Genomic DNA, 3,438 nt, shown 5'->3' with positions numbered 1-3,438 from the left:
AAAACACCGGAAAACCGGCATCAAGTAGGGGGTTTTTCGTTCCCCCAACGAGCGGGGCAACTCGAAAAACAATACACACCTTTTCGCTACTTAGCCAGCTGGAACGGTGTGACCCTGCGCACCTGCCGTGGGCTGCTGTCCATTGCTGCGTGGCCGGCTGCGTGTCCGGCTGCGTTGCAACGTTTAGTGGCATGGCAGGCAAGCCCCAAAAGGCTCACCTCAGTCGAACAATTCAAGGACGATTTGTCATGACCCGGTATCTGAACTGCTCACCATCTCTTCTCTAGTGTTTCCTGCCGTACTTTCGCTCCAGCTCTGTGTCCGGGTGATCTGCCGAGGAATACGGTTCGGCTGCGCTTGAGTTGGAGGCCGTCGATACCGGACGCCGGCACTGCCTGTCTACTGCGAGCCGAATACGGACGATTTTTGAAGCAACCGCGATGCGGCTGCCCCACCAATCGAGCAAGTCGGTTGTAGCTTTGGCGATTAGCAGATGGTCGGCCTAGACCTGGTCGTCGATGGTGAAAGACAGGGCTAGTTCGGTCAGTAACGGCACGATTGGTCCCAAATCGACGGCCCCACTGCCACTTGCGCGTTCTCCGGCCGCCGGCATGAGAGCAAGGTACGAACGTAGTCCGGTTTCCGCACTCGATCGCAGCAAGCCCAATGAGTAACCACGACACTTCGGCCATCAGATCGTGCGGCGGATCTGGAACAGTATCGAGAGCTACCGAGGCTTCTCCATGGGATCCCTTCCGGACAAGAAGGAGGGGCCGGAACCATGGCTCGTAGGGCCCAAAATCTCCGTCAGGCAGCTCCGTCCCAGCGGGAACGGCAGCTGTCAGTTTCGCGATGGCATTCAATCCGATCCTAAATCCAGGCATTTCAGTTCCACCTACCGGTTGCGGACCGCGCATGAATGCCCACCGAAACCAAGCAGTGAAGAGAGAAGCGAGCGGCCGGTCGAAGCGGGCCGCGAGCTTGTCAATACTGTCGGCCTCTTGTGAGGCAGCGGCAACATCATTTAGTGCACAAAGTGCCTGCATCCTGATCAATCGCCCCTGGATTTCGAAAGTCGGCAACTCCGCTTCCAGAGCGATGGCAAGGCTCTCAGATCCGATTGCTTCTCGTCTCAGCGCATATCCGGACGTGTCGAAGGTTTGCATGTAGCAGGCGCTGAGCGCGAAGCACAGTAGCGGAGCATCGGCGAGCCGTCGGGCGGTACTTTCCGTCTCTTCGGCCACCGCGAGCCGGCTCGCGGAGCCTCGTGACTCCATGGCAATCGTGGCGAGCAGCCGCGCACGCACCCGGTCCGAAGTATCCGATGGCAGAACCATGAGCGTCCTAAATGCTGCCTCAACGATCGATGCAGACTGCATCGGATCGTCCGATCGTGTCCAGATTCCGGGAACATCGAACCCACCTGTGACACGTGCAGCCAATTCAGGATCACCAAACTGCTCGGCCGCAACGATTGCTGACATTCTTTGTTCCGCCGCGAACTCGACGAAACCGGACACTGCGAGTACTGGAAGAAGCACTGCCACACTTTCGAGCTGGGATCGCGCACCGGTGCGTGCACTGGCAGTGACTGTGCGTGACAGGATCCAACCACCGTCGTAGGCGAGGTTCAACGAAGGATCGTGACGCATGATGCCGTTCTCCAGCTCAGTCAACCGATCACTGGGTTCAAACCCCAAATCCTGCAGCAGATTTGAGCGGGCTTGGGCGATTACACCCAGAGCGTCGACCTGGCGTGAAGACCGATACAGGGCGAGGGCGAGCACCCTCCAACCTTCTTCCCTCCATGGATGCTCGCCGATGTGAGCACCGAGCATCGTGACAGCTGCTTCCCGGCGACCGATTGCAAGCCGTGATTCTGCCAATTACTCGACTGCTCCTGCTCGCAGTTCAGCTATCCAGGCCCTTTCGGTCTTGGTCCAGGGGCGGCTGCTGAACTCCTCGAAAGCGTTGCCTCGCCACTCCGCCAGCGCCATGGTCAACAGCGATTCGCGCGCCTCCGAGCCCATTCCACCTGCAGCATCAACAGCATGCTCGACCTGCCAGAGAACCACAGCGCCAGTGGGGGCGTCCTCCCACAACCCGTCAACCGGCCTGACCGTCGAGACCGTCCTACCGTGAGCCGCCACCAAGAGACCAAGGGACCACGGGACCACGGATTTCACGATGTCGTGCTTTTGATTGGGGCGGAGAATTGCCGTCGATCTCCGCACCGATCGGCCCAAGGATACGGATTCGAAAGTAACTCACCCGCCCATTCCAGTTCGCAAGCCTTCCCGCTGATCGGCGGCTGATCCACGTGTGGCATCGTTACATTGGAGCCGTGCTGGAAATACCGGCGCCGGATGCGGTCGCAGTTTCGGCATGCGACGTGAAGGAGATAGACATGGACCTGCAGCTCACCGGCAAGAAGGCCTTCGTAAGCGGCTCAGCCGAAGGCATCGGCTATGCAATAGCAAAAGCGTTGGCAACAGAGGGCGTGGACGTAATGACTAACGGCCGTGACACTGTGAAACTGTCGGCGGCAGTGGCGTAGCGGCAGATTTCACCGATCCCGGCCAGGTTGAACGACTATGCGCTGAACTGGATGACATCGACATCCTGATCAACAATGTCGGACTGTTCTTGTTGAAACCTTTTGCGCTCATCTCGGATGACGATTGGCGGATGTACTTCGAGGTGAATGTCCTCAGCGGAGTGCGCCTCGCCAAGCACTCGATGCCGGCAATGTTGGATAGAGAATGGGGCCGGATCATTTTCGTAAGCATTGAATCGGCAGTCAACAACCCCGCCGACATGATCCACTACGGCACCACAAAGACGGCGATGCTGGCGGTCGGAAACGGCCTGGCCACGCTCACTAAGGGCACCGGTGTGACGGTGAACTCGGTACTTTGCGGACCCACGTACTCCGACGGTGCAGCTCAAGCGGTCGAGGGCCTCGCGCAGTAATCTGCTACTAAAGTCAACGAGATGAAAAGGGCAATCATAGCGACGAACCAGACTTCACTCCTGGAACGCTTCATAGAGCCGGCCGAGATCGCGAACATGGTCACATTCTTGGCAAGCCCTGCAGCATCCGCCACGAACGGATCGGCCGTGCGCGTCGATGGAGGAGTACTGACAGCCATGCTTTAACAAATCGGGCTGCTGCTTGCCACAGCAACCAACAGCCACCACTGGGTCCGCGCATGGCCGTGCCGGCACACCAACCACCACCCAGGACCTGGCCGGCTGGCGGATCGTGTGGTGTTAAACATCTGACCCGCAGTAGTGGTCGAAAAAACGTGTTTTTGGCGTGTTTTTCGACTGCTACTGCGGGTCAGTTGTTGTTTTAATGAAGGGAGGCCCCTCACCGTGGTGTGGGGCCTCTACCTTTTTTACGTGTTGTCCGGCGGTGTCCTACTCTCCCACATC

At 58.5% G+C, this 3,438-nt stretch carries 2 protein-coding genes and 2 pseudogenes; 3 read left to right on the top strand and 1 reads right to left on the bottom strand.

All coding sequences use genetic code 11. The features are described 5' to 3' along the window. Positions 1–252, top strand: a 252-nt coding sequence (locus tag CVS27_RS21135) for a hypothetical protein (RefSeq protein WP_207767606.1), incomplete at its 5' end; no start/stop codon positions are given. A gap of 17 nt (positions 253–269) precedes the next feature. Here the strand turns inward: CVS27_RS21135 and CVS27_RS20195 are convergent. Beyond that, positions 270–2,030, bottom strand: a pseudogene (locus tag CVS27_RS20195) (AfsR/SARP family transcriptional regulator). Between the two features lie 314 nt (positions 2,031–2,344). On the opposite strand from CVS27_RS20195, the gene CVS27_RS21425 reads away from it, so the two are divergent. Continuing rightward, the gene (locus tag CVS27_RS21425; protein WP_243399986.1) at positions 2,345–2,557 is read left to right on the top strand and encodes a hypothetical protein; all 213 of its coding nucleotides are present in this window, start codon (positions 2,345–2,347) and stop codon (positions 2,555–2,557) included. 47 nt (positions 2,558–2,604) lie between these two features. Beyond that, positions 2,605–3,159: pseudogene (locus CVS27_RS20190) on the top strand (SDR family NAD(P)-dependent oxidoreductase). The last annotated feature ends 279 nt before the right edge of the window (positions 3,160–3,438 follow it).

Source organism: Arthrobacter glacialis, assembly GCF_002909445.1.
Classification (GTDB): domain Bacteria; phylum Actinomycetota; class Actinomycetes; order Actinomycetales; family Micrococcaceae; genus Specibacter; species Specibacter glacialis.
Note: the sequence above shows the minus strand (reverse complement) of the source record. Positions and strands in the feature narration are given on the sequence as shown.